This is a genomic window from Shewanella sp. NIFS-20-20 (assembly GCF_019209865.1).
Classification (GTDB): domain Bacteria; phylum Pseudomonadota; class Gammaproteobacteria; order Enterobacterales; family Shewanellaceae; genus Shewanella.
Window position 1 is genome coordinate 19170 of the sequence record NZ_JAHUTT010000032.1, and the last position, 23699, is coordinate 42868.

Here is a 23699-nt window from a genome sequence, read left to right on the forward strand (position 1 = left end):
CGCGCAGCGCGTTAGGTTGGAATCAACCCGCGAGTTGCTGCTGCACTCCCCACCTTGGCTCAAGCGGCCGCTAAAACAAAATACGCACCTTATCAGGCCCTAATAATCCTTGTAACGCCAACACCAATTCGTCGGTCGGGTTAACTCGCCAATCGTCACCTAAGACAAATTGACCGGAGGCCTGCGTCTGATGATAATTAATCTTCACTGGCACGGCCCCTTGCTTCCAAGGACTTAAGATCTGAGTAAATTGATTGAGGCCATCAAGGCCAATACGACTCGCATCCATATCGACTTCTAAGGCGGTCACAAAATGGCTACGCGCCTCACTGATCTCAATGATATTACGCGCCGTCATACGATTACCCCCAGAGTAATCATCAAAGCTGACTTCGCCTTCACAAATCAAAATCTTGTCTTTTTCTAACAAGTGGCCAAATTTTTCAAAGGCTTCAGTGAACAGCATCACCTCGAGTCTGGCACTCTTATCATCTAAGGTCACCAAGCCCATTTTGGAGCCGCGCTTGGTCATCATCACCCGCGTAGCCACCACTAACCCTGCGGCTTTGGCCGTTTTGCCCCGCTCAGTTGGATGCACATCTTTGATGCGGCCACTGGTGTAATGCTTCAGTTCGGTTAAATACTGATTTATTGGATGCCCGGTCAGGTATAAACCTAAGGTCTCCCGCTCGCCTTCGAGCCAAATCTTATCTGGCCACTTAGGGCACTCAACAAATTGCTGCTTACTATCTTCAGGCTCACTGTTCAGTAAGCCAAACATATCGCCCTGACCAATCGCCTCGGCTTTGGCATGCTGATCAGCGGCGCGAATAGCCTCTGGCAAGGTGGCCATCATCGCTGCACGATGTGGGCCTAAATTATCTAACGCGCCGGCCTGAATTAACCGCTCAATCACTCGTTTATTGAGTTTCTTTAAGTCAACTCGGGCGCAGAAATCAAATAAGTCAATAAAAGGCCCATTTTGACGGGCGTTTAGAATAGACTCCACCGGGCCTTCGCCGACACCTTTAATCGCGCCGATGCCATAAACAATGCGTAACTGCTCATCGACGGTAAACTTAAACTCGCCCTTATTAACATCCGGCGGAATGATAGTGAGCCCCATCCGCTCGCACTCATCGACCAAGGTGACGATTTTATCTGTGTTGTCCATATCCGCCGACATCACCGCGGCCATAAACTCCGACGGGTAATGGGCTTTAAGCCATAAGGTTTGGTACGACACTAAGGCATACGCGGCCGAGTGAGATTTGTTGAATCCATAACCGGCGAACTTTTCCACCAAGTCAAAGATCTTCATCGCCAATTCGCCATCGACGCCATTATCGACTGCGCCTTGCTCAAAGCCGGCGCGCTGTTTAGCCATTTCTTCAGGCTTTTTCTTACCCATGGCGCGGCGCAACATATCCGCGCCACCTAAGGTATAACCGGCCAAGGTCTGAGCAATCTGCATCACCTGCTCTTGGTACAAGATAATGCCGTATGTCGGTTCAAGGATCGGCTGCAAACTCTCATGCTGCCACTTTTCATCCGGGTAGGAGACCGCTTCATTGCCGTGTTTACGATCGATAAAGTTATCAACCATGCCTGATTGCAGTGGCCCAGGACGGAACAAGGCCACCAGAGCAATCATATCTTCAAAACAGTCAGGCTGAAGCCGCTTGATCAAATCCTTCATGCCGCGAGATTCAAGCTGGAATACCGCCGTGGTTTCATAACGCTTTAGCATGGCAAAAGACTTGGGGTCACCGATGGGAATGGCGGCAATGTCCACCGGCGGCTTACCCATTTTCGCCAAGCGGGGGTTGATCATGCCCAGAGCCCAATCAATGATCGTCAGCGTCCGTAACCCTAAGAAGTCGAACTTCACCAACCCGGCAGTTTCAACATCGTTTTTATCAAACTGTGTCACCGGGAAGTGACCTTCACTATCGCAGTAGAGCGGAGCAAAATCAGTGATTTTAGTCGGAGCAATCACCACCCCACCGGCGTGCTTACCGGCGTTACGGGTTACCCCTTCAAGCTGACGGCACATGTCGATAAGATCTTTAACATCTTCATCGGCATCATAAGCTTCCACCAACCCGGGTTCTGCCTCAAAGGCCTTGGCCAAGGTCATGCCGGGTTCCGCGGGGATCATTTTAGAAATACGGTCAACAAAACCATAAGGATGGCCAAGCACACGCCCGACGTCACGCACGACCGCTTTTGCCGCCATGGTTCCAAATGTAATGATCTGCGATACGGCATCACGACCATACAATTCGGCCACGTGATCGATCACCTCATCCCGTCTATCCATACAAAAGTCGACGTCAAAGTCGGGCATAGATACCCGCTCAGGATTCAAGAAACGCTCGAACAGCAAATCAAATTCTAAGGGATCTAAATCGGTAATTTTAAGGGCATACGCCACTAACGACCCGGCCCCCGAGCCACGGCCAGGGCCAACGGGAATGCCGTTATCTTTACCCCATTGAATGAACTCCATCACAATCAAGAAGTAACCGGGGAATCCCATTTGGTTAATCACTTTAAGCTCAATGGCTAAACGCTCGTCATATTCGCCGCGCTTGTCGCTTCTGACCTGAGGATCGGGGAATAAAAATGCCAAGCGCTCTTCTAAACCCTCTTCAGATTTAGCCACCAAGAAATCTTCGATGGATAAGTCACCGGTTGGAAAGTTCGGCAAGAAATACTCATATAAACGCACGGTCACATTACAGCGTTTGGCAATTTCTACTGAGTTTTCAAGCGCCTCAGGAATATCAGCAAATAACTCGCACATTTCATCTTCGGTGCGTAAATACTGATTGGCACTGTATTTTTTAGGACGACGAGGATCGGCTAAGGTAAAGCCATCATGAATGGCCACCCGAATTTCATGGGCCTCAAAGTCTTCAGGCTTGAGAAAGACCACCTGATTGGTCGCGACCACAGGTAATTGACGTTCATCGGCTAAGGCAATGGCAGCATGGAGATAACGTTCTTCGTCGGCGCGACCGGTGCGCAGCAATTCAAGATAAAAACAATCGGGAAAATGTTGCTGATAGAAATCACACAAGCTGTTGGCCTGAGTCATATTGCCTTTTAATAAGGCCTTACCGACATCACCCTCTTTACCGCCAGACAGTAAAATAATGCCTTTGCCGTAAGTCACCAGCCACTGCTGATCAATCACCGCGCGGTCTTGCACATGTCCGCGTAAATACGCCTGACTGATTAACTGAGTTAAGTTTTGATAACCGTCATTATCCATGGCCAACACAGTAATGGCGCACAGTTCATCCTCAAACGCGGGCACTCGCATCCAAAAGTCACTGCCGATAATCGGCTTGATGCCTTTATCATGACAGCCACTGTAGAACTTGACCAAGCCACATAGGTTTGTTTGATCCGTTAAGGCCAAGGCTGGCATTCCTAAGGCTTCTGCGCGCGCCAAAATCGGTTTGACCTTGGCAACGCCATCACTCATGGAATAATCACTATGGACACGTAAATGGACAAATCTCGGCTCAGACATGGGACCTTAACTACTCTAGTCAATCGAATCGGAAAAGATAACATGACACGCCGAGTTCGCCAAAACTAAAAGCGCGTCATCTCAACCACGACACCGCCTAGAGTTAACAACTTGATACGACTGTCATAATAAAAGGTAAGCTGTCTGCAATTAATGTTGTAGAACCTCATCAATAAAAAAATCGCCAAGTGGCGATTTTTTTGGTGTGCGCAAGCATTAGCCTTGATGACGCTCTAGCCATTCTTTCACTGGCCTAAAACTGCGCCTGTGTTCAGGCACGATGCCATGTGCGGCGATGGCCTCAAAATGAGCTTTGGTGGGATAGCCTTTATGCTTAGCAAACGCAAACTGGGGATACTTGCTATCTAGCTCAGCCATTTCCCGATCGCGGATCACTTTTGCAATGATTGACGCCGCACTAATACAAGCAATCAAACCATCACCTTTGATCACCGCATCCGCCTCAATACCAAAATCGGGAGTGCGGTTGCCGTCGACTAAAATTCGTATCGGAGTGACCGACAAGCCGGCAACGGCGCGCTGCATGGCTAGCATGGTGGCGTGCAAAATATTAAGCTCATCGATTTCAGCGGGACTCGCCCGGCCCACACTCACCGCCAAAGCATTGGCCATGATGGTATCAAATAAGCCATCACGTTTTTTTTCACTGAGCTTTTTGGAATCATTCAAGCCCGCAATGGGGTTGGCGGGATCCAAAATCACCGCAGCGGTCACGACATCGCCCACCAAGGGACCGCGGCCGACTTCATCGACACCGGCCACTAACCCTTGTCCTAGCAACTGTGCTTGCTCAGGCAAGAGATCACGATAAATGGTCATGACGCCTCCGCCACGACCTCAAGCACGGCATCGGCTGCCCGCTCGCTCGCATTTAAGCGCATCGTTTGATGTAATTGATTAAAGGTTTTCATCAATGCCCGAGGATCACTGTTCAGCATGGTAGTCACGGCGGCCGCGATTTTAGCGGGGGTACAATCAGCCTGGATCAACTCAGGCACCACATCGCGTCCCGCCAGCAAGTTAGGTAACGAAAACCTATCGATTTTCATTAACCGCTTGGCAATGCGATATGTCATCGGCGCTACGCGATACGCCACCACCATCGGCCGATTCACCAGCATTGCCTCTAATGTCGCCGTCCCTGAAGCCAATAAGATAGCATCACTGGCAATCATCACATCGCGGCTATGGCCTTCGATTAAGTGTATGGACAGCTCAGGCGCATGCGCCAATAACGCCGCCATAAATTGCTCTCGCCGTTGTGGGTTCACTAACGGAGTCACAAACTTAATATCAGGAAACTCCTGCTTGATCAGCAGTGCCGCTTTAACAAAAGGTTCTGCCAATTGCTTAAGCTCTCCACCACGGGAGCCTGGCAAAATCGCCAAGTATTCGGCATCGGCCTCTAAGCCTAACGCTTGTCGGGCAGCCTGCTTATCGTTTGTCAGCGGGATCTCGTCGGCTAAGGTATGACCGACAAAAGTACAAGGCACCTGATGCTTGTCATAAAACGCTTTTTCAAAGGGTAATAAAGACAACACTCTATGGGTCGCCTTGGCGATTTTGAAAATACGCTTAGGTCGCCATGCCCAGACCGAGGGACTCACGTAATGCACCGTTTTAATGCCCGCCAACTTTAATTTACGCTCGACACCGAGATTAAAGTCCGGCGCATCGATACCGATAAAGCAGTCAGGGTTAAGTGCTAGCACTTGCTTAATTAACGACGCGCGTATGGCTAATAACCGAGGCAAACGAGATAAGACTTCGACGATGCCCATCACCGCCAACTCTTCCATAGGAAACAGCGATTCAAAGCCTTCGGCTTGCATGCGAGGACCACCGATACCGACAAAGCGTGCATCAGGATGGCGAGCTTTTAAGGCTCGAACTAAACCAGCCCCTAAAATATCGCCGGAGACTTCTCCGGCGACTAGGCTGAATATTAAAGGCTTGTTGGCCATATCAGCGAATAATACCTCGGCTCGATTGACGAACAAAATCAATAAAGTTTTGTACTTCAGAGAAGTTAGCCGCATCGTCAGTCAGCGCGTTAATCGCCTCATCAACGGTAAAGCTACTGCGATAGAAGGCCTTATATGCACGACGCATCGCTTGCTGAACCTCTTTACTGTAACCACGACGCTTCATGCCTTCGAAGTTAAGGCCGCGTGGCGTTGCCGCTTGACCCGAGGCCATCACAAATGGCGGCACATCTTGCAGGATTAACGACGCGCCGGCAGTAAAGGCATGGGCACCGATATGCACAAATTGATGCACGCCAGTCATCCCACCTAAAATGGCAAAGTCATCGACATGTACATGCCCGGCGATGGACGCGTTATTGGCCATGATGACGTTATTGCCGACCACACAGTCATGGGCAATATGCACGTAGGCCATAAACAGGTTATTGGAGCCGATACGGGTTTCACTATTATCTTGAATGGTGCCGCGATGGATAGTCACGGATTCACGAATAATATTATTGTCACCAATGATCAACCGCGTCGGTTCACCGGCATACTTTTTGTCTTGGCATTCTTCGCCGACAGAGGCAAATTGAAAGATCCGGTTGGCACGGCCGATGTGGGTCGGCCCTTTAATGACCACATGTGAGCTTATCCAGCAATCATCACCAATTTCAACATCAGCCCCGATATAGCTCCATGGTCCGATAGTGACATTGTCACCTATCTTGGCATCAGGATGTACAAACGCTAACTTATCTATCACTTCTCAATCTCTCTGCGAGCACACATGATCTCGGCTGAGCAAGCCAGCTCACCATCGACATGAACTTCACCATAAAACACGCCAATCCCGCGACGTTCTTTAATATACTTCACATGGAAGTGCAGTTGATCGCCTGGGGTTACCACTTTCTTGAAACGTGCCTTATCGATACCGGCAAAATAATACAGCACATTCGGCGACGGCTTATCACTCAAGGTTTTAAACGCTAACAACCCAGTTGCCTGTGCCATGGCTTCCAGCAGTAATACGCCTGGCATCACTGGCTGAACAGGGAAGTGCCCCTGAAAAAATGGCTCATTGATAGTCACGTTTTTGATGGCATGCAGAGTTTCACCTGGGGTGTAATCTAGTACGCGATCAACTAACAAAAATGGATATCTATGGGGTAGATATTCAAGGATTTCCTTGATATCCATAGTGTTCATTTGTTTAGACACTCACTCATTCCTCTCACCCAAAGGCGGAAATTATTCTTTTGACGCTTTTTCCAAGGTTTTAACCCGCTGAAATAATTCATCCAGCTGACGGAAACGCACGGTATTTCTACGCCACAATTTATTGTCCATCGCCACAGTTGCGGACGACAACAATCCCGGTTGTTTAACCGAGTTGGTAATATTGGTGCTGCCCGATACATGCACACCATCACAAATACTGAGGTGACCTGCAACGGCGGAATTACCACCAATAATACAATATTTACCGATAGTGACACTGCCCGCAATCGTGGTACTACCCGCAATCGCAGTATGGGCACCTATGATATCGTTATGGGCAATTTGCACCTGATTATCGATAATCACACCATCATGAATTTCAGTATGGCTCAGAGCACCTCTATCAATCGTGGTACCCGCCCCAATCTCAACCTGATCACCGATGCGGACCCCGCCGGTTTGGGGGATTTTAAGCCATTGACCTTTTTGGTTAGCATAACCAAAGCCATCCGAACCAATTACAGCGCCAGAATGGATAATACAGTCACGGCCCATATGCACATCATGATAAACACTAACATTAGCCCATAAGCGTGACCCAGATCCTATGATGACATCTTGGCCTATCACACAACCTGCGCCGATTTGTACTCGGTCCCCTAAAATGACTCCGGCAGCAATAACGGCATTGGCACCTATGCTAACTCCTTCCCCAAGCATGGCCGAGGCATCAATGACGGCACTAGGATGGATACCAACGGCTGCTGGCGGAGTGGTATCAAGTAATTGAGCCACCTTGGCAAAGCCTACATACGGGTCATTAACGATCAATGCATTGCCCGAATATTCATGGGCATCGTCAGCTCTCAATAAAACGGCACTGGCCTGGCATTGAGTTAATTGTGAACGATATTTACTGTTTGACAAAAAAGAGAGCTGGCCAGGGCCAGCTTGTTCCAGAGTGGCAACAGCGTTAATAGCAACACTGCCGTCACCCTGAACCTGGGCGCTAAGCAACTCGCCCAGTTGGTTCAAGGTCACACTTTTCATGTATTACTTGCCTTTGCTTAAGGCTTCAATCACTTTGCTACTGATGTCAGCATCTGGCTTGGCAAAAATTACCGCGCCACGTTGAAGCACTATGTCATAGTTATCTTTTTTAGCGATATCGGTAATCACTTGTTGGACTTTTACCAATAGCTTGTTCTGCTCTTCACCTTGACGACGACGTAAATCTTCATCCAATGCTTTACCTTTCAACTGCAGTTCAGACTGGATAGATTCCATTTTACGAACCATTTCAGTTTTCTGGCTATCACTCATCAGAGCAGCATCACGTTGTTGCTTCTCCATCATGCCACGTAACTCTTCTTGCATTTTTTGTACGCTGGCCATGCGGTCGCCAAATTCAGACTTTAACGACTGAGAAATTTGTTCACGCTGAGGCAATTGCTCAAAAACAGTGGCCATGTCCACTACCGCAATTTTTTCAGCATGAGCTGCCAGTGGAGCAGCCAGTAAACACAGGGTTAATGCCGCACGATTGAACATCTTTTTCAAAGTAGACTCCTTCTGTTATTCAGCAAAACTTGCCGAGTGTATGCGTTTTAGAAAGTTTTGCCAATATTGAACGAGAAGATCTCAGTATCATCATCCTCGTATTCCTTCAACGGCCATGCTAACGAGAACACCATAGGTCCCATTGGCGATAGCCATTGTACACTTAAGCCCCATGAAGCTCTAATCCGGCTTGGGTCGCTAAAGTCTTGCAACTGTGCGAATTGATCTGCGGGTAAAAAGCGATAAGAATCATAGTCAAACTCGGTATCCCAAACGTTACCCGCGTCGACGAAGAAACTGGTACGCACAGAGTTGGTATAAGCTTCATCCAAAAATGGCGTGGGTACGATCATTTCTACACTGGCTACCGCCATGGCGTTACCACCAATACTACGGCCTTCACTCACTTGGATAGAATTAGGATCCCCAGGCAAGCTACAACCATCGCCACTGGCATCGGGAACACAAGGCTCACTGCCACGATACAGATAGAATGAACGCGGACCAACCGAGTTAGACTTAAAGCCACGCAAGCTAGTGCCGCCTAAGTAGAAGTTTTCCCAAAATGGTAGAATTTGGTCATTGTCACCAAAGCTGCCATAGCCGTTACCATAACCGGCGCGGGCGCGGGTTAACAACACAAAACTCTGGGCTCTATCAATCGGGAAATAGAAGCTAGTGTCAAATTCGGTTCTGAAGTATTGCAGATCGGAACCTGGCACGGTCATTTTACCAGAGAGACGCTGAGATGAGCCATCCGTTGGGAAGGTGCCACGATTAAGGGTGCTGCGATACCAACCTAAGGTCATATCGAAGTTATCAAAGCTGAGATCTGAGTTAGGATCATCATTTTCACGGTAAATATTGTAAAAACGTAATGCCTGCTCGTATGCCGAGATTTCAGAAATGGTGTTATGTCGATAACCCACCCCAGCATTAATCCGGTTGTATTCGTTGATTGGGAAGCCTGTGGTTAAGCCTACGCCATAAGATTTGTTTTTATATTGCTCAAGGTTAGCTTCGTTCGCATCGAATTCATTCCAATAAATACTCCCACCTAAGCTCACACCGTCTTTGGTAAAATACGGATCGCTATAGCTTAAGTTGATGTTCTTAGAGTATTTGTTGGTACTCAGGTTAATACCTGCCTGATTGCCCGTGCCCAGGAAGTTATTCTGCTGCACCCCAAACTGCAAGCTTACGCCAGATTCTGTACCATAACCGACACCGGCATTAAACGAGCCTGAAGGCTGTTCTTTCACGGCAAAGTTAACATCGACCAGATCATCGGTGCCAGGAATTTGCACGGTTTCGGTATCAACGGTCTCGAAGAAGCCTAAGCGGTTTAATCGCGCTTTTGACTGCTCAACTTGGGCCGAGTTTAACCAAGCCCCTTCCATTTGGCGTAATTCGCGACGCATGACTTCATCTTGCGTTACATTGTTACCGGTGAAGTTAATCGAGCGCACATACACGCGCTTGCCTGGGTTGACGTTAATATTTAGCGTGACTTCTTGAGTCTCATCGTCAATTTCAGGATAGGTTTTGACTTCAGGGTAGGCATAACCAAAACGGCCGAGGTATTTGCTGTACATTTCTTCAGCAAAGGTGACATCACCACCATCATAGGTGCTGCCGGCTTTAATCGGCAAAATCGATTTCATCAAATCTTCACGGCCCATTAAATCACCGGTCAAATTGACGTCTTTCACTGTATAAGGCTGACCTTCATCGACATTAACTGTGATGTATAGGCCTTTACGATCTGGGGTCATCGCGACCTGAGTGGAGGTCACATCAAAACGGATATAACCATTATTGCGATAGTGATTCTTGATGGTTTCTAAATCCGCCTGCAGTTTCTGCTTCTGATAGCGACGCTCTCCAAAGAGATCCCACCAAGCCACATAGTCTTTTAATTCAATCAGACCACGCAGTTCTGCGTCAGAGAAAACGGTATTACCCACAAAGTTAATTTGTTTGATTTCAGCCGCAAGGCCTTCAGTGAAGGTAAATTTGAGTTCGACCCGATTTCGCGGCAGGTTAATGACTTGCGCTTCGACTTTAGCGCCGTATTTTCCCACACCGTAATAGAAATCTTGCAGGCCTTTTTCGATACCGGTCAACATGGTACGGTCTAATGACTCACCAACCTTAACACCGCTACCGTCTAGAGATTCTTGAAGCTGTTCATCTTTGATGTCTTTGTTGCCTTCAAAAGTGACCGTGCTAATGGTGGGTCTTTCTTTGACCGTCACCATCAATACGCCACCATCTCGGCTTACACTCACATCTTCAAAATTGGTTGAGGCATAGAGGCTTTTGATCGCCTGCTGTAATTTTGTTTGGTCAACCACATCACCTACCTTGATCGGTAGGTTTAGCAAGGCGGCGCCCAAAGCAACACGCTGCAAGCCGTCAACTTGGATATCAGTGACTTCAAAAGGTTGAAAGCTATTAGCCCAACCATTCCCTGAAAAAGAAGCACCGACGAATAACATCGAGGCAAATAGTTTATTCAATCTCATAGAGCTCTTCTAATTATTTGTCTGTCCTTGCTCAGAGTCGGGCAAAATCATTGAAAAGTGCAACACTCATCAAGACGAACAGCATTGCTGCCCCAAATCTGAATCCTATTTCCTGTACCCTTTCTGAGACAGGCCTGCCTGTTACGAGTTCCACCAAGTAATACATCAGATGTCCGCCATCCAGCACTGGCAGTGGCAACAGGTTCATGATGCCAAGGCTCACGCTGATTAACGCTAAAAACCCGAGAAAGTGAACCAAACCATATTGCGCACTGTTGCCAGCACCTTGTGCGATAGAGATTGGGCCACTGAGATTTTTAACCGATACGTCACCAGTTAATAACTTGCCAATCATTTTAACGCTGACGCTAGTCAGTTGCCATGTTTTATCTAACGCGACACCGACGGCGTCTACTATGCCATATTTTTGCTCGATACGCATATTATCCGGCACCGCTTCACTGGTGGGGACTATGCCTATCAAACCAATCATTTTGCCTTGCACGTCTTTGACCTTGGGCAAGACGTTGATGTGGAACTGTTCGCCGTCACGTTTCACCGTGAAGTCTATGGATTGGTCAACAGAATGTTGAATAAGTTCAACTAACGCTGTCCAGTTGGCATAAGGTGCACCGTTAACCGCAATGATTTCATCGCCTAATTTAAGCCCTGCTAGCTCCGCGGCACTGTCGTCAGTAAACTGGGCAATAATGGGTAATATCTGGGGCCGATAGCCGACGAAACCAATGGCGCTAATTGCCGATTCTTTCTCAGGATCAAATTGCCACTGGCGCGTGTCGAGTTGATAGGTTTGACGGATTTGCGCTGTGGTAGCGCTCGCGAGCGGCGCTATGGCGACATCAATCTGATCGCTGCCAATCTGGCCCACTAACGCGAGATTGATGTCTTGCCAACTGTTAACATCTTGGCCTGCAATCGCCACAATTTGTTGCGGACTTGTCACCGCTATCACCGCGGCGGGCTTATTCGTGTCCACGCCAGTAATCACTGGCTTTAAGGCCGGCACGCCAATGAGGAACATGACATACAAGGCCACAATCGCAAACAAAAAGTTGGCGATGGGGCCGGCACTGACTATCGCAATGCGTTGCCACACGGATTTACGGTTAAACGCTTGGTCAACTAAATGCTCTGGCACCGTCTCGACCCGCTCATCCAGCATTTTGACATAGCCACCGAGCGGGATGGCAGCAATCACATATTCAGTGCCATCTTTACCGATTTTGCGCCAAATCGCTTTGCCAAAACCGATAGAAAAGCGTTCGACTTTAACGCCGCAGCGACGAGCCACATAAAAATGACCGTACTCATGGGCGGTAATTAATAGCCCAAGCGCCACCACAAAAGACATAGCGTTCCACAAAAAATCACCCATTTAGCGTCCTTTCCTATTAGCCAATGATGGCCTCATTGGCATAAATTCGTGCCTGTGTATCCAAAGCTAAAATATCCTCAAGTGACGTTAATCCTTGGCAATGAAGACGCCCAAGACTGCGCTCATTGATGGTCGCGATATCGGTAAAGCGGATCTTGCCTGCTAAAAAGGCCGCCACGGCAACCTCATTGGCAGCGTTAACGACTGTGGTCGCTTCTTGCCCAAGATGACACGCCTCCATCGCTAACGCGAGACACGGAAAACGATTCACATCGGGCTCAACAAAGGTTAACTGTCCGACCTTGAAGAAATCTAAAGGTTCAACCCCAGCATGAATTCTATCAGGGTACGCCATACAATTGGCGATAGGAGTGCGCATGTCAGGGTTACCCATTTGCGCTAGCACAGAGCCATCTCGATATTGAACCATCGAGTGGATCACACTCTGGGGGTGGACGACAACTTTAAGTTGATCAGGGCGAGTATTAAATAGCCAACGCGCTTCAATATACTCAAGCCCTTTGTTCATCATAGTGGCTGAGTCCACCGAGATTTTAGGACCCATCGACCAGTTAGGATGTTTACATGCTTGCGCAGGGGTGACCATCGCCAATTCGGCCAATGGCTTGGTTAAGAACGGACCACCTGAACCTGTCAGCAAGATGTGAGAAATGCCATGTTCATCAAGAGAACAATAGCCCAAACGCTGCTGCACCGGCTCCGGCAGGCACTGGAAAATAGCGTTATGTTCGCTATCGACTGGTAAGACAATTGAGCCACTTTGACGCGCAGCATTAATAAATAATTGCCCACTCATCACCAGTGCTTCTTTATTGGCTAACAAGACTCGCTTACCGGCATTGACCGCTGCTAATGTCGGCACTAAGCCCGCGGCACCAACGATAGCCGCCATGACCACATGGGTATCAGGGCCCGCGACCAATTCAAGTAACGCGGCTTCACCGCTGGTGACTTGCGTCGAGCAATCGCTTGGTAAGGCGGCTCTTAATGCCTTGGCGGCATCTTCGTCTACCATGTGCGCATAGACGGGTTGATGAGTAACGCAAAGTGCCAGCATCTTGTCGACACTGGCATTGGCCACTAACCCATAGACTCGAAAAGCGTCAGGGCTAGCTGCCACCACGGCCAACGTGCTGGTACCAATAGAGCCAGTGGCTCCTAAAATCACCATATTTTGCATATCACTACATCCAAAATGCGATATAAATTAACGTAAACACCGGTAATGCCGCAGTAAGACTATCAATACGGTCTAACACCCCACCATGACCGGGTAAGATAGTGCCTGAGTCTTTGATATTGGCCGAGCGCTTAAACATGCTTTCCGAGAGATCACCGATGGCCGAGGCGAGTGCGGTAAATAAAGTCACCAAGATCACCACCAGGGTTTCTTGTTGCGCAGAGAAATACATCACGCCTGCGGCAACCAGTAAACTGGCCAGCAGCCCTCCCACTAAACCTTCGATGGTTTTTGCAGGGCTGACATTGGGCATCAATTTGTGTTTACCAAAGGCTTTACCGGCAAAATAGGCGCCAGTATCCGCGGCCCACACCGTCAGCATGACTAACAAGACCAAGGTGCCACCAAAGTAAGGATCACGGCCAAACCCTAAGGATTCCAGTGCCATTAACGCACTAAAACATGGCACTAATGTCAATTGACCAAACATGGATTTAAGCATCGGGCTTTGCGCCCATGTGGACTTGGCTTTAGGGTAAATGACCACTAATACCGTGGCCAATAGCCACCAAATCGCCCCGAGGCCTAAAATGCCTTGATAGACAGGGTGTAAACGGTTGTGATCCCAGATGTCTGCGGCGGGAACCACGTAATTGATGGTCGCCAACAAGATCCCGATAGTGATGGTGAAGCTCCATTGCGTAACGCTGCAGTCGGGGTCAATAATACGTCCCCACTCTTTAGCCGCAATCAGAAATACTGGAACTAACGCCCAAGCCAAGTAAGCTGGCGCTAATAAAAAGATGCCTGCCAACACTAATGGAATTAACCACAGCGCAGTTATGATTCGTTGTTTTAGCAAGAGACTCCCTCACTTAATTGCTGTCAGGTGGCAAAATTGCCAAATAATTAGCCTGATGTCTTTATTGCCTCAATCTGACTTCCCGTCAGACCAAATCGGCGTTGTCGTCCACTGAAGACACTCACAGCATGATGAAAAGCCGCTTCATCAAAATCCGGCCATAGTGAGTCAGTAAACACCAGCTCAGCATAGGCTGCTTGCCATAAAATAAAGTTACTGATACGGAAATCACCACCGGTGCGTATCATCAAGTCCACATCATCCTGCCCTGGCATCGACAGATGTTGGGCTAATGCTTCTTCGGTAAACTCAGCAGGGCTCATTTGCCCAGCTTGCACTTTTTCAGCCAGTTGCTGAGCCGCATGGAGAATATCCCAGCGCCCACCATAATTAGCGGCAACATTGAGGATTAACTCATCATTGTTGGCTGTGTGTTGTTGTGCAGTAATAATTTGCTTTTGTAACCTAGCAGAGAAACGGCTGGTGTCACCAATAATATTCAAACGAACACCATTCTTATGCAATAGCTTGATTTCACGTTGAAGTACGGTGAAAAACAATTCCATCAATAAGGTGACTTCTTGATCAGGCCGACGCCAGTTTTCAGAAGAGAACGCAAACAAGGTTAATGAGCGAACCCCGAGTTGTTTGGCAGTCGTGACTGCACGACGAACGGCTTTAACGCCGGCTCTGTGTCCCATCACGCGTGGCTGGCCTTTAGCCTGAGCCCAGCGGCCATTACCATCCATAATGATCGCCACATGGCGGGGAATAGCCAAACCAACCAATTCAGGCAATTCATCTGGCATATCTGCCGTCGATGAGCAGTCTGAAACATTTTGACTAATAGTGGATGACATCTCACTCAACCCTTAAAATAAACAAACGCCGCGTAGTATAACGCTACACGGCGTATCAACTCTAGTGAGTTAAGCGTTGGATCAGACTTCCATCAACTCTGCTTCTTTAGCAGCCAAGACTTCATCGACTTTTTTAATAAAAGTATCAGTCATTTTCTGAATGTCGTCTTCGCTACGACGAACATCGTCTTCAGTACATTCTTTGGCTTTTTCTAATGCTTTAACATCAGAGTTAGCGTCACGACGTACGTTACGAATAGACACTCGACCTTGCTCAGCTTCGGCACGCACCACTTTCACTAAGTCGCGACGACGCTCTTCGGTCAAGGCTGGCAGAGGAATACGAATATTGCTGCCTGCAGACATAGGGTTTAAACCTAAGTCAGATGACATGATGGCTTTTTCTACGGCCTGGATCATGCTGCGGTCAAATACACTCACAGACAAGGTCCGTGAATCTTCAACGCTGACGTTACCCACTTGATTGAGCGGGGTCATAGTACCGTAGTAAGACACTTGGATTGAATTCAACAGGCTTGGGTGCGCACGACCAGTACGTACCTTGCTCATTTGACCTTTCATGGCCTCAACACATTTACCCATACGCTCTTGGGCATCTTTTTGAATATCTGCAATCACGATAATTATCCTTTTCAGTCATTACTTCGCTTTGATCATTGTGCCTTCTTCTTCACCCATAATCACGCGACGAAGCGCGCCGGGCTTGTTCATATTGAACACTAAGATAGGCATGTCATGGTCTCGTGCCATGGTAAAGGCAGCTAAGTCCATCACTTTTAATTCTTTTTCAAGGACTTCATTATACCCAAGCTCATCATACTTGATAGCATCAGGATTTTTCATTGGGTCTTCGGAGTATACACCATCGACCTTGGTGCCTTTTAATACCACTTCCGCTTCGATTTCAATGCCGCGTAAACAGGCCGCTGAATCAGTCGTGCAGAATGGGTTGCCAGTTCCGGCAGCAAAAATTACCACTCGGCCAGATTTTAAATAGCTAATTGCTTCTGCCCAGTTATAACGGTCACACACACCGTTAAGTGGAATTGCCGACATCAGGCGAGCGTTCACATAAGCACGGTGCAGTGCATCACGCATGGCCAGGCCATTCATCACTGTGGCCAACATGCCCATGTGATCGCCGACCACTCGGTTCATGCCAGCTTTAGCCAAGCCTTCACCGCGGAATAAATTACCGCCACCTATGACCACGCCAACTTGAATACCCAGCTCCACTAACTCTTTCACTTCTTGCGCCATACGGTCAAGCACTTTCGGATCGATACCGAAGCCCTCGTCGCCCATTAAGGCTTCACCACTTAATTTAAGAAGAATTCGACGAAATGCAGGTTTTGGATTGGTGCTCATATTTATAGTCTCGGTCATAACAAGACCGCAGCGGCTGCTGCGGTCTTAAAGGTCTTAGCGTTGGCTATTAAGCCTTTTTAGAAGCTGCGATTTGAGCCGCTACTTCAGCAGCGAAATCTTCTTCTTTCTTCTCGATGCCTTCACCAACTTCCATACGAATGAAAGCAGAAACTGAAGCGCCTTTTTCTTTCAGGATATCGCCAACAGTTTTCTTTGGCTCCATGATGTAAGCTTGACCAGTCAGAGAGATCTCACCGGTAAACTTCTTCATACGACCCAGAACCATCTTCTCAGCGATTTCTTGAGGCTTGCCTTCGTTCATAGCGATTTCGATTTGCAGCGCTTGCTCTCTTGCAACCAAATCAGCAGGAACGTCTTCAGGGTTAACGAACTCAGGCTTAGAAGCAGCAATGTGCATTGCGATGTGCTTCAGAGTTTCTTCATCAGCGTCACCAGCTACAACCACACCGATGCGGTCGCCGTGGCGGTAAGAAGACAGGTTAGCACCATCGATGTACTCAACACGACGTACGTTGATGTTTTCGCCAATCTTAGCAACCAGAGCAATACGCGCTTCTTCGAACTGGGCTTTCAGGTCGTCGATAGTGACTTTAGATGCTGCAGCAACGTCCAGTACTTCATTAGCGAATGCTAAGAAGTTACCGTCTTTAGCAACGAAGTCAGTTTGACAGTTAACTTCTACCAGGGCAGCGTAACCTTCGCCATTCTTAATCAGGATGGTACCTTCAGCGGCGATGTTACCCGCTTTCTTAGCAGCCTTAGCAGCACCGCTCTTACGCATGTTATCAATCGCTAATTCGATATCACCGTTAGTTTCGGTCAGGGCTTTTTTACAGTCCATCATGCCAGCGCCAGTGCGGTCGCGCAGTTCTTTAACTTGGGCAGCAGTAATTGCCATTGTTAAGTCCTCTATAGAAAATTCGACATATTTTGCAGATATAAAACAGGGGCCAAACGGCCCCTGTTAACCAATTAACACATTGGTTAATAAGGGAGATGCTAAAGCATCACGCCTTATTATACGGCTTCAACGAAACCGTCTTGCTCAGCTTGAACAGCCAAATCTTGACCACGGCCAGCATTTGCAGCAGCAGCAACAGAAGAGGTGTACAGCTTGATAGCACGCATAGCATCGTCGTTACCAGGAATGATGTAGTTAACACCATCTGGCGCAGAGTTGGTATCAACAACAGCAACAACTGGGATACCCAGGTTGTTAGCTTCTTTGATAGCGATGTGTTCGTGGTCAGCACCGATCACAAACAGAACGTCAGGCAGACCGCCCATGTTCTTAATACCACCTAAAGATTTTTCCAGCTTAGCCAGTTCGCGAGTACGCATCAGCGCCTCTTTCTTGGTCAGCTTGTCAAAAGTACCGTCTACAGACTGAGTTTCCAGTTCTTTCAGACGCTTGATTGATTGACGAACAGTTTTCCAGTTAGTCAGCATGCCGCCTAACCAACGGTTGTCAACATAGTACTGATCACAAGAAATTGCAGCTTCTTTGATGGCTTCGCTAGCGGCACGCTTAGTACCAACGAACAATACTTTACCTTTCTTAGAAGCAACGTTGCTGATGAACGCCAGCGCTTCGTTGAACATAGGTACAGTGTGCTCTAAGTTGATGATGTGTACACCGTTGCGTGGGCCAAAGATGAAAGGCTTCATTTTTGGGTTCCAGTAACGGGTTTGGTGACCGAAGTGTACACCGGCTTGCAGCATGTCGCGCATTGAAACAGTAGTCATTTTATTTACCTTAAAATGGTTTGGGGTTAAACCTCCACGTATCCCATCCTATCGACCACAACCTAAATTGCGGCACCCCGATGCATGTGTCGATACGTGTGTGATTTCGTATTGAGTTAATTGCCATGTATAATGGCCGCCATCGTTTACTATTCAGACCGAAAACCTGCCGACTCGCGCATAACTGACAACCTAAGTTGCTCGGTAATGCATCGATAACGCAAGTAATACATCAGTCTGTAGAGATATCACTAGACGGCGCGCTTTATACCATATTTCTAGCCGAGACACAAATTTTTAGCTAGAAAGTTCACGCCGACAACCACAGTCAAACAGTAAGAGAAACGTCCATGAGTATAGTTATCAAAACGGCCGATGAAATCGAAAAAATGCGCGCTGCAGGCAAGTTGGCAGCCGAAGTGTTAGCAATGATTGCCCCGCATATCAAGGCAGGTGTGACCACTAACGAAATTAATGATATCTGTGCCAAATTCACCCAAGACCATGGCGCTATTTCAGCACCATTAGATTACCATGGCTTTCCTAAGTCCATTTGCACATCAATCAATGAAGTCATTTGTCATGGCATCCCAAGCGAGCGCGCCTTAAAAGACGGTGACATCATTAATATTGATATCACCGTCATTAAAGATGGCTACCATGGCGACACCTCTAAGATGTTCTTAATCGGTGAAGTCAGCCCCAAAGACAAGCGCTTATGTCGCGTTGCTCAAGAAAGTTTGTACGAAGCCATCAAGATTGTCCGTCCCGGCATCAAGCTCGGTGAAATTGGTACCGTGATTGAGAAGTTTATCAAGAGCAAGAAAACTGGCCTTGAAAAGTACAGCATTGTTACTGACTATTGCGGTCATGGTATTGGTGCCGGTTTCCACGAAGAGCCGCAGGTGATGCATTACAAGAATAATGACAAAACCGTGTTGCGCTCTGGCATGTGCTTTACCATTGAACCTATGATCAATGCTGGTAACTATAAGAGCAAGCTCGATAAGCATGATGGTTGGACAGTGACGACTTCTGACGGCAAAAACTCGGCGCAATGGGAACATACCCTGTTAGTCACCGATAGCGGCGTCGAAGTGTTAACCCTACGCGCAGATGAGACCTTCCCACGACTCATTAATCACTAAACATCAAGCAGGGATAGCGATGAATCAAGCTCTGACGACCAAGCAACAGTTACAGGCGCTCAATCAAGTATTGGAGCAAGATTTTGCTCGCGGCGAAGACATTGGCAAGTTACTCCGCAAACGCAGCGAATTTGTCGATGACATTCTGGTTAATTTATGGCGCCAATTCGAGCTTGATAGTCAACCGTTATCCCTGATTGCTGTCGGGGGGTATGGCCGCAGTGAATTGCATCCCTGCTCAGACATCGATTTGTTATTTTTAGTCAAAAGCGCGCTCAGCCCAGACGGTGAGCTCGCCTTATCCGCGTTTATTACCTACCTCTGGGACGCCGGCCTTGAAATCGGTCACAGTGTGCGTACTTTAGTGCAAACCTTAGCGCTAGGCTCCCAAGACGTCACCATCGCCACCAACTTGATTGAAGCTCGCTTATTAATTGGTTGTGAGCAAGGCTTCGCGGAGCTACACCACAGCATTCGCCAAGCTGACTTTTGGCCGACTAATCGCTTTTTTCTCGCCAAAAAAGAAGAACAAGATCTGCGCCATCACAAAGCCAGTGCGTTTGATCTCGAACCCAATATTAAAGCCTGTCCTGGGGGATTAAGAGACATCCAAACCATCGCCTGGGTAGCGATGCGCTATTTTGATGCCGCCAATCTCGAAGAACTGGTCGGCCATGGGTTCCTGCATCAAGATGAATTAGCTGAATTATTGGAGTGTCGAGCGTTTTTGTGGCAACTGCGCTTTGCGCTCCACTTGATCGTCGGTCGTGATGAGAACCGCTTATTATTTGATTTACAACCGCAAGTCGCGCATCTCATGGGTTACGAAGATGCCACGCAGCTCGCGGTTGAGCAAATGATGAAGCGCTACTATCGCAGTGTGCGCCGCGTGATCGAACTTAACGATATGTTGCTGCAGTTGTTTAAGCGCGCCACTCAGCACGACTTACCCCAACTAGAAGTGCAAGCCATCGACAGTCAATTTCAACGACGAGGCCGATTTATTGAAGCCTTAGCTAGCGATGTGTTCACCCAGCCCGATGCCATTTTACGCTTATTTTTACATTGTGCGCGTAACTCCAATATTAATGCCATTTATGCCTCGACATTACGCAGTTTGCGCTTAGCACGGCGTAGCCAAATGGTGCCATTAATGGAGCATGGTGCCTGTCGCCAAGTCTTTATGGAAATTTTACGCCACCCACGCGGGATCCCAGCGTTATCCATGATGCACAAATACGGCGTGTTATCGGCCTATTTACCGCAATGGCGCGCCATCGAAGGTCAAATGCAATTTGATTTATTCCATGCCTACACGGTCGATGAACATACCCATAGGTTACTTAGGAATATTGAACGATTTTCTCACCCTGATCAAAAAGATGAATTCCCTTTAGGCTCTGTGCTTATCAATCAATTACCCAAAAAAGGCTTGTTGGTCCTTGCCGCCTTGTTTCATGATATTGCCAAAGGCCGTGGCGGCGACCACTCAACCTTAGGTGCTGCCGATGCGACTATCTTTTGCAAACTGCATGGCTTGAGTGATCATGATGGCCGCCTGGTCAGTTGGTTAGTTCAACAGCATTTGTTGATGTCAGTGACCGCGCAACGACGGGATATATCCGATCCTGATGTAGTGGCTGAGTTTGCCAATCAAGTACGTGATGCCGTCCATTTAAGCTATCTCTATTGCTTAACCGTGGCTGACATGTGTGCTACTAACGATCATATTTGGAATAATTGGAAAGGCGCCTTACTGCGTGAGTTGTATTTTGCCACCCAACGCACACTCGCGCGCGGACAAGAAAAACCGGTCGATATTCGAGCCAGGGTGCGAGAACACCAAGGTAAAGCACGCAAAGAGTTAATCCGCCGCGGCTTTAAAGATAAAGAGATTGATCTGCTCTGGGCACGCCTCAAGGCAGATTATTTCCTGCGTCACAGTCTCAGCCAAATTGTGTGGCATTGCGAGGGTATTCTTAAGCATCGCAGTGACGATGCCTTGGTCTTGATCAACAAACAAAGTAGTCGCGGCGGCACCGAACTGTTTATCTATTGTCCAGACAAACCAAAATTATTCGCCACGGTGATGGCAGTACTGGACAATAAAAATATCAGCGTCCATGATGCGCTGGTCATGAGCAGTAAAGATAAATACGCCCTCGATACCTTTGTGATTTTAGAACAAAATGGCGCGCCACTTCAGCAATTGGCTCGCATTCAGGGGCTGCGAAAAACCCTAGTGAAAGCCCTGGCAAAAGATGCCAGCGCCAAGTTACCTTCATTTAGGAAATTACCGCGCAAGATGAAACCTTTTAAGGTTGCTACCAGCGTGAGTTTTCTCAAGGGCAATCGCCATGATACAAGTATGCTGGAATTATTCGCGTTAGACTCGCCAGAACTACTTGCCAAAGTGGGCGAAACGTTTTATCGGTGCAACATCAATTTATTGGCCGCCAAAATTACCACCATCGGCGAGCGCGCAGAAGACGTATTTATTTTACAAACCTCATCGGGCACCGCCCTGGATGAGACGCAACAAACAATGCTAGGTGACGCCCTAAAAGCGGTACTAGCACAACCCACACCTTAAGTTTGAGGACAATACTATGGAGGCATTACGCCAACGTATTGAGGCAGCCTTTGAAGCACGCCAAGACATCACCCCAACCAACGTTGCGCCCAGCTTGCGCGCCGATGTTGATACCGTCATCAATATGCTCGATCGCGGCGAAGTCCGTGTAGCTGAAAAAATTGACGGCCAATGGCATGTTCATCAGTGGCTGAAGAAGGCGGTTTTACTGTCATTCCGTATCTTTGAAAACCAAGTGATTGAAGGTGCTGAAACTAAATATTTTGATAAAGTGGCGATGAAATTTGCCGATTACGATGAAGCCCGCTTCAAGCAAGAAGGCATTCGCGTAGTGCCACCTGCCGCAGTAAGAAAGGGCTCATTTATCGCCCGCAACACTGTACTGATGCCGTCTTATGTCAATTTAGGCGCTCGCGTTGATGAAGGTACCATGGTCGATACTTGGGCAACGGTTGGCTCATGTGCCCAAATTGGTAAAAACGTGCATTTGTCTGGCGGTGTCGGCATTGGTGGCGTACTTGAACCACTGCAGGCTGGCCCAACCATTATCGAAGATAATTGTTTCATTGGCGCACGTTCTGAAATCGTTGAAGGCGTGATTGTTGAAGAAGGCGCGGTGATCTCGATGGGCGTTTACATCGGCCAAAGTACCCGCATTTTTGATAGAGAAACCGGTGAAGTACATTACGGCCGGGTGCCGGCAGGCTCTGTGGTTGTTTCTGGCAGTCTGCCATCAAAGTGTGGCACGTATAGTCTTTACGCCGCCATTATTGTGAAAAAGGTCGATGCCAAGACTCGCGCGAAAGTGGGGATTAACGAATTATTACGCCTCGCGGATTAATGAATTCGTCGTCTGTGTCGTCCTAAAATACGTTGATGCTTTTCTATTTAAGCCAGTTGCCAGCAACTGGCTTTTTCATGCACTTCATTTGGCGTTTTCATGCCAAGGCTGAAGTGCGGCCTGTAGTTGTTGTAAATCGCGATGGATTCACTGACAACCTGCTTTAACTTTTAAAAACTGGCGTATCTGTGTATCAAAAACTCTTGCTTGAGTATGCCATTTACCCGCTCTGCCAAAGCATTTTGATAACAGTCGTAGCCATCTGTCATTGAGGGGCGGATACCCGCTTTAGCCAATGCCGCCTGATTGTAGTGGTACGGTGAATTTGGCCATCTAGTTAGAGGTGATATCATCACCTCATAAGTAAACAGGTGACACTATGACGAAACGTACAAGAAGACTTTTTAGTGCTGAGTTCAAACTCGAATCTGCTCAATTAGTTTTAGATCAAAATTACTCCATTGTTGAAGCAGCACAAGCCATGAAGGTAGGCAAATCGACTATGGATAAATGGGTTCGACAGTTAAGAGAAGAGCGACAAGGTAAGCAACCGAAAGCATCGCCTATAACGCCTGAACAGGTTGAAATCCGAGAGCTGAAAAAGCAACTGGCTCGCTTACAGGAGCACAACGAAATATTAAAAAAGGCTACGGCTCTGCTGATGTCAGACTCTGGTAAGCCCCTAGTTTTCTAGACACTTTCTAAGTTCTCATAATACTGCTTTTCAAACTTCATTGGAGACAGTCCGTTATTACTACCATGATGCCGCACTGGATTGTAGAAATATTCGATATA

19 protein-coding genes and 2 pseudogenes are annotated in these 23699 nt (G+C 47.8%); 4 read left to right on the forward strand and 17 right to left on the reverse strand.

Going from position 1 to position 23699, the window contains the following annotated elements; all coding sequences use genetic code 11:
* Positions 1–70 precede the first annotated feature (70 nt).
* From dnaE to rpsB, 16 genes are all read right to left on the reverse strand, one after another.
* The gene (gene dnaE / locus KU855_RS11335; protein WP_218530399.1) at positions 71–3544 is read right to left on the reverse strand and encodes a DNA polymerase III subunit alpha; all 3474 of its coding nucleotides are present in this window, start codon (positions 3542–3544) and stop codon (positions 71–73) included.
* Between the two features lie 216 nt (positions 3545–3760).
* Entirely contained in the window at positions 3761–4384 is a 624-nt protein-coding gene (gene rnhB / locus KU855_RS11340) for a ribonuclease HII (protein WP_218530400.1), read from the reverse strand.
* Positions 4381–5529 carry a lipid-A-disaccharide synthase gene (gene lpxB / locus KU855_RS11345; protein ID WP_218530401.1) on the reverse strand — a complete coding sequence of 383 codons (1149 nt, stop codon included), beginning with the start codon at positions 5527–5529 and terminating at the stop codon, positions 4381–4383. Before lpxB ends, rnhB begins: the two co-directional genes overlap by 4 nt.
* A gap of 1 nt (position 5530) precedes the next feature.
* Positions 5531–6301 (reverse strand): acyl-ACP--UDP-N-acetylglucosamine O-acyltransferase, encoded by a 771-nt coding sequence (gene lpxA, locus KU855_RS11350; protein ID WP_218530402.1) that lies wholly within the window; start codon positions 6299–6301, stop codon positions 5531–5533.
* Positions 6298–6759 carry a 3-hydroxyacyl-ACP dehydratase FabZ gene (fabZ, locus tag KU855_RS11355; protein WP_218530403.1) on the reverse strand — a complete coding sequence of 154 codons (462 nt, stop codon included), beginning with the start codon at positions 6757–6759 and terminating at the stop codon, positions 6298–6300. The genes lpxA and fabZ overlap by 4 nt, the downstream gene beginning before the upstream one ends.
* A 30-nt stretch (positions 6760–6789) precedes the next feature.
* Entirely contained in the window at positions 6790–7809 is a 1020-nt protein-coding gene (gene lpxD, locus KU855_RS11360) for a UDP-3-O-(3-hydroxymyristoyl)glucosamine N-acyltransferase (protein ID WP_218530404.1), read from the reverse strand.
* 3 nt (positions 7810–7812) lie between these two features.
* Positions 7813–8310: an OmpH family outer membrane protein gene (locus KU855_RS11365; protein WP_218530417.1), complete on the reverse strand. Its 498-nt coding sequence runs from the start codon at positions 8308–8310 to the stop codon at positions 7813–7815.
* Positions 8311–8366: 56 nt separating this feature from the next.
* On the reverse strand, positions 8367–10847 hold the full coding sequence (gene bamA / locus KU855_RS11370; protein WP_218530405.1) for an outer membrane protein assembly factor BamA: 2481 nt from the start codon (positions 10845–10847) through the stop codon (positions 8367–8369).
* A gap of 31 nt (positions 10848–10878) precedes the next feature.
* On the reverse strand, positions 10879–12243 hold the full coding sequence (gene rseP / locus KU855_RS11375; RefSeq protein ID WP_218530406.1) for a sigma E protease regulator RseP: 1365 nt from the start codon (positions 12241–12243) through the stop codon (positions 10879–10881).
* Positions 12244–12259: 16 nt separating this feature from the next.
* Positions 12260–13444, reverse strand: coding sequence for a 1-deoxy-D-xylulose-5-phosphate reductoisomerase (gene ispC, locus KU855_RS11380; RefSeq protein WP_218530407.1), 1185 nt, complete (start codon positions 13442–13444; stop codon positions 12260–12262).
* 4 nt (positions 13445–13448) lie between these two features.
* Positions 13449–14306, reverse strand: a complete 858-nt coding sequence (locus KU855_RS11385; protein WP_218530408.1) for a phosphatidate cytidylyltransferase — start codon at positions 14304–14306, stop codon at positions 13449–13451.
* A 47-nt stretch (positions 14307–14353) separates the two neighbouring features.
* Positions 14354–15166, reverse strand: a complete 813-nt coding sequence (gene uppS, locus KU855_RS11390) for a polyprenyl diphosphate synthase (protein ID WP_218530409.1) — start codon at positions 15164–15166, stop codon at positions 14354–14356.
* An 81-nt stretch (positions 15167–15247) separates the two neighbouring features.
* Positions 15248–15769 (reverse strand): ribosome recycling factor, encoded by a 522-nt coding sequence (gene frr, locus KU855_RS11395; protein ID WP_256260995.1) that lies wholly within the window; start codon positions 15767–15769, stop codon positions 15248–15250.
* 57 nt (positions 15770–15826) lie between these two features.
* Positions 15827–16555, reverse strand: coding sequence for a UMP kinase (gene pyrH / locus KU855_RS11400; protein ID WP_218530418.1), 729 nt, complete (start codon positions 16553–16555; stop codon positions 15827–15829).
* A gap of 67 nt (positions 16556–16622) precedes the next feature.
* Positions 16623–17474, reverse strand: coding sequence for a translation elongation factor Ts (gene tsf, locus KU855_RS11405; RefSeq protein ID WP_218530411.1), 852 nt, complete (start codon positions 17472–17474; stop codon positions 16623–16625).
* A 119-nt stretch (positions 17475–17593) separates the two neighbouring features.
* Positions 17594–18322, reverse strand: coding sequence for a 30S ribosomal protein S2 (rpsB, locus tag KU855_RS11410; RefSeq protein WP_218530412.1), 729 nt, complete (start codon positions 18320–18322; stop codon positions 17594–17596).
* A gap of 350 nt (positions 18323–18672) precedes the next feature.
* Here rpsB and map point away from each other — a divergent pair, with 350 nt between their 5' ends.
* Genes map through dapD form a run of 3 tightly spaced genes read left to right on the forward strand, consistent with a single transcriptional unit; the run spans position 18673 to position 22904 of the window.
* Positions 18673–19470, forward strand: coding sequence for a type I methionyl aminopeptidase (gene map / locus KU855_RS11415; protein ID WP_218530413.1), 798 nt, complete (start codon positions 18673–18675; stop codon positions 19468–19470).
* Between the two features lie 19 nt (positions 19471–19489).
* A complete protein-coding gene (glnD, locus tag KU855_RS11420) occupies positions 19490–22063 on the forward strand; it encodes a bifunctional uridylyltransferase/uridylyl-removing protein GlnD (RefSeq protein WP_218530414.1) in 2574 nt (857 codons plus the stop codon).
* 16 nt (positions 22064–22079) lie between these two features.
* Positions 22080–22904: a 2,3,4,5-tetrahydropyridine-2,6-dicarboxylate N-succinyltransferase gene (gene dapD, locus KU855_RS11425; RefSeq protein ID WP_218530415.1), complete on the forward strand. Its 825-nt coding sequence runs from the start codon at positions 22080–22082 to the stop codon at positions 22902–22904.
* Between the two features lie 47 nt (positions 22905–22951).
* On the opposite strand, the pseudogene KU855_RS11430 reads toward dapD, so the two are convergent.
* Positions 22952–23209 (reverse strand): annotated as a pseudogene (locus KU855_RS11430) (integrase core domain-containing protein); the annotation flags it as partial.
* Between the two features lie 74 nt (positions 23210–23283).
* On the opposite strand from KU855_RS11430, the pseudogene KU855_RS11435 reads away from it, so the two are divergent.
* Positions 23284–23576: pseudogene (locus tag KU855_RS11435) on the forward strand (transposase); the annotation flags it as partial.
* Between the last annotated feature and the right edge of the window lie 123 nt (positions 23577–23699).

Coding starts and splice junctions, on each gene's coding strand:
- dnaE (WP_218530399.1), bottom strand. CDS start 3,544: ATGTCTGAGCCGAGATTTGTCCATTTACGTGTCCATAGTGATTATTCC.
- rnhB (WP_218530400.1), bottom strand. CDS start 4,384: ATGACCATTTATCGTGATCTCTTGCCTGAGCAAGCACAGTTGCTAGGA.
- lpxB (WP_218530401.1), bottom strand. CDS start 5,529: ATGGCCAACAAGCCTTTAATATTCAGCCTAGTCGCCGGAGAAGTCTCC.
- lpxD (WP_218530404.1), bottom strand. CDS start 7,809: ATGAAAAGTGTGACCTTGAACCAACTGGGCGAGTTGCTTAGCGCCCAG.
- KU855_RS11365 (WP_218530417.1), bottom strand. CDS start 8,310: ATGTTCAATCGTGCGGCATTAACCCTGTGTTTACTGGCTGCTCCACTG.
- bamA (WP_218530405.1), bottom strand. CDS start 10,847: ATGAGATTGAATAAACTATTTGCCTCGATGTTATTCGTCGGTGCTTCT.
- rseP (WP_218530406.1), bottom strand. CDS start 12,243: ATGGGTGATTTTTTGTGGAACGCTATGTCTTTTGTGGTGGCGCTTGGG.
- ispC (WP_218530407.1), bottom strand. CDS start 13,444: ATGCAAAATATGGTGATTTTAGGAGCCACTGGCTCTATTGGTACCAGC.
- uppS (WP_218530409.1), bottom strand. CDS start 15,166: ATGTCATCCACTATTAGTCAAAATGTTTCAGACTGCTCATCGACGGCA.
- frr (WP_256260995.1), bottom strand. CDS start 15,769: ATGGGTAAATGTGTTGAGGCCATGAAAGGTCAAATGAGCAAGGTACGT.
- pyrH (WP_218530418.1), bottom strand. CDS start 16,555: ATGAGCACCAATCCAAAACCTGCATTTCGTCGAATTCTTCTTAAATTA.
- tsf (WP_218530411.1), bottom strand. CDS start 17,474: ATGGCAATTACTGCTGCCCAAGTTAAAGAACTGCGCGACCGCACTGGC.
- rpsB (WP_218530412.1), bottom strand. CDS start 18,322: ATGACTACTGTTTCAATGCGCGACATGCTGCAAGCCGGTGTACACTTC.
- map (WP_218530413.1), top strand. CDS start 18,673: ATGAGTATAGTTATCAAAACGGCCGATGAAATCGAAAAAATGCGCGCT.
- glnD (WP_218530414.1), top strand. CDS start 19,490: ATGAATCAAGCTCTGACGACCAAGCAACAGTTACAGGCGCTCAATCAA.
- dapD (WP_218530415.1), top strand. CDS start 22,080: ATGGAGGCATTACGCCAACGTATTGAGGCAGCCTTTGAAGCACGCCAA.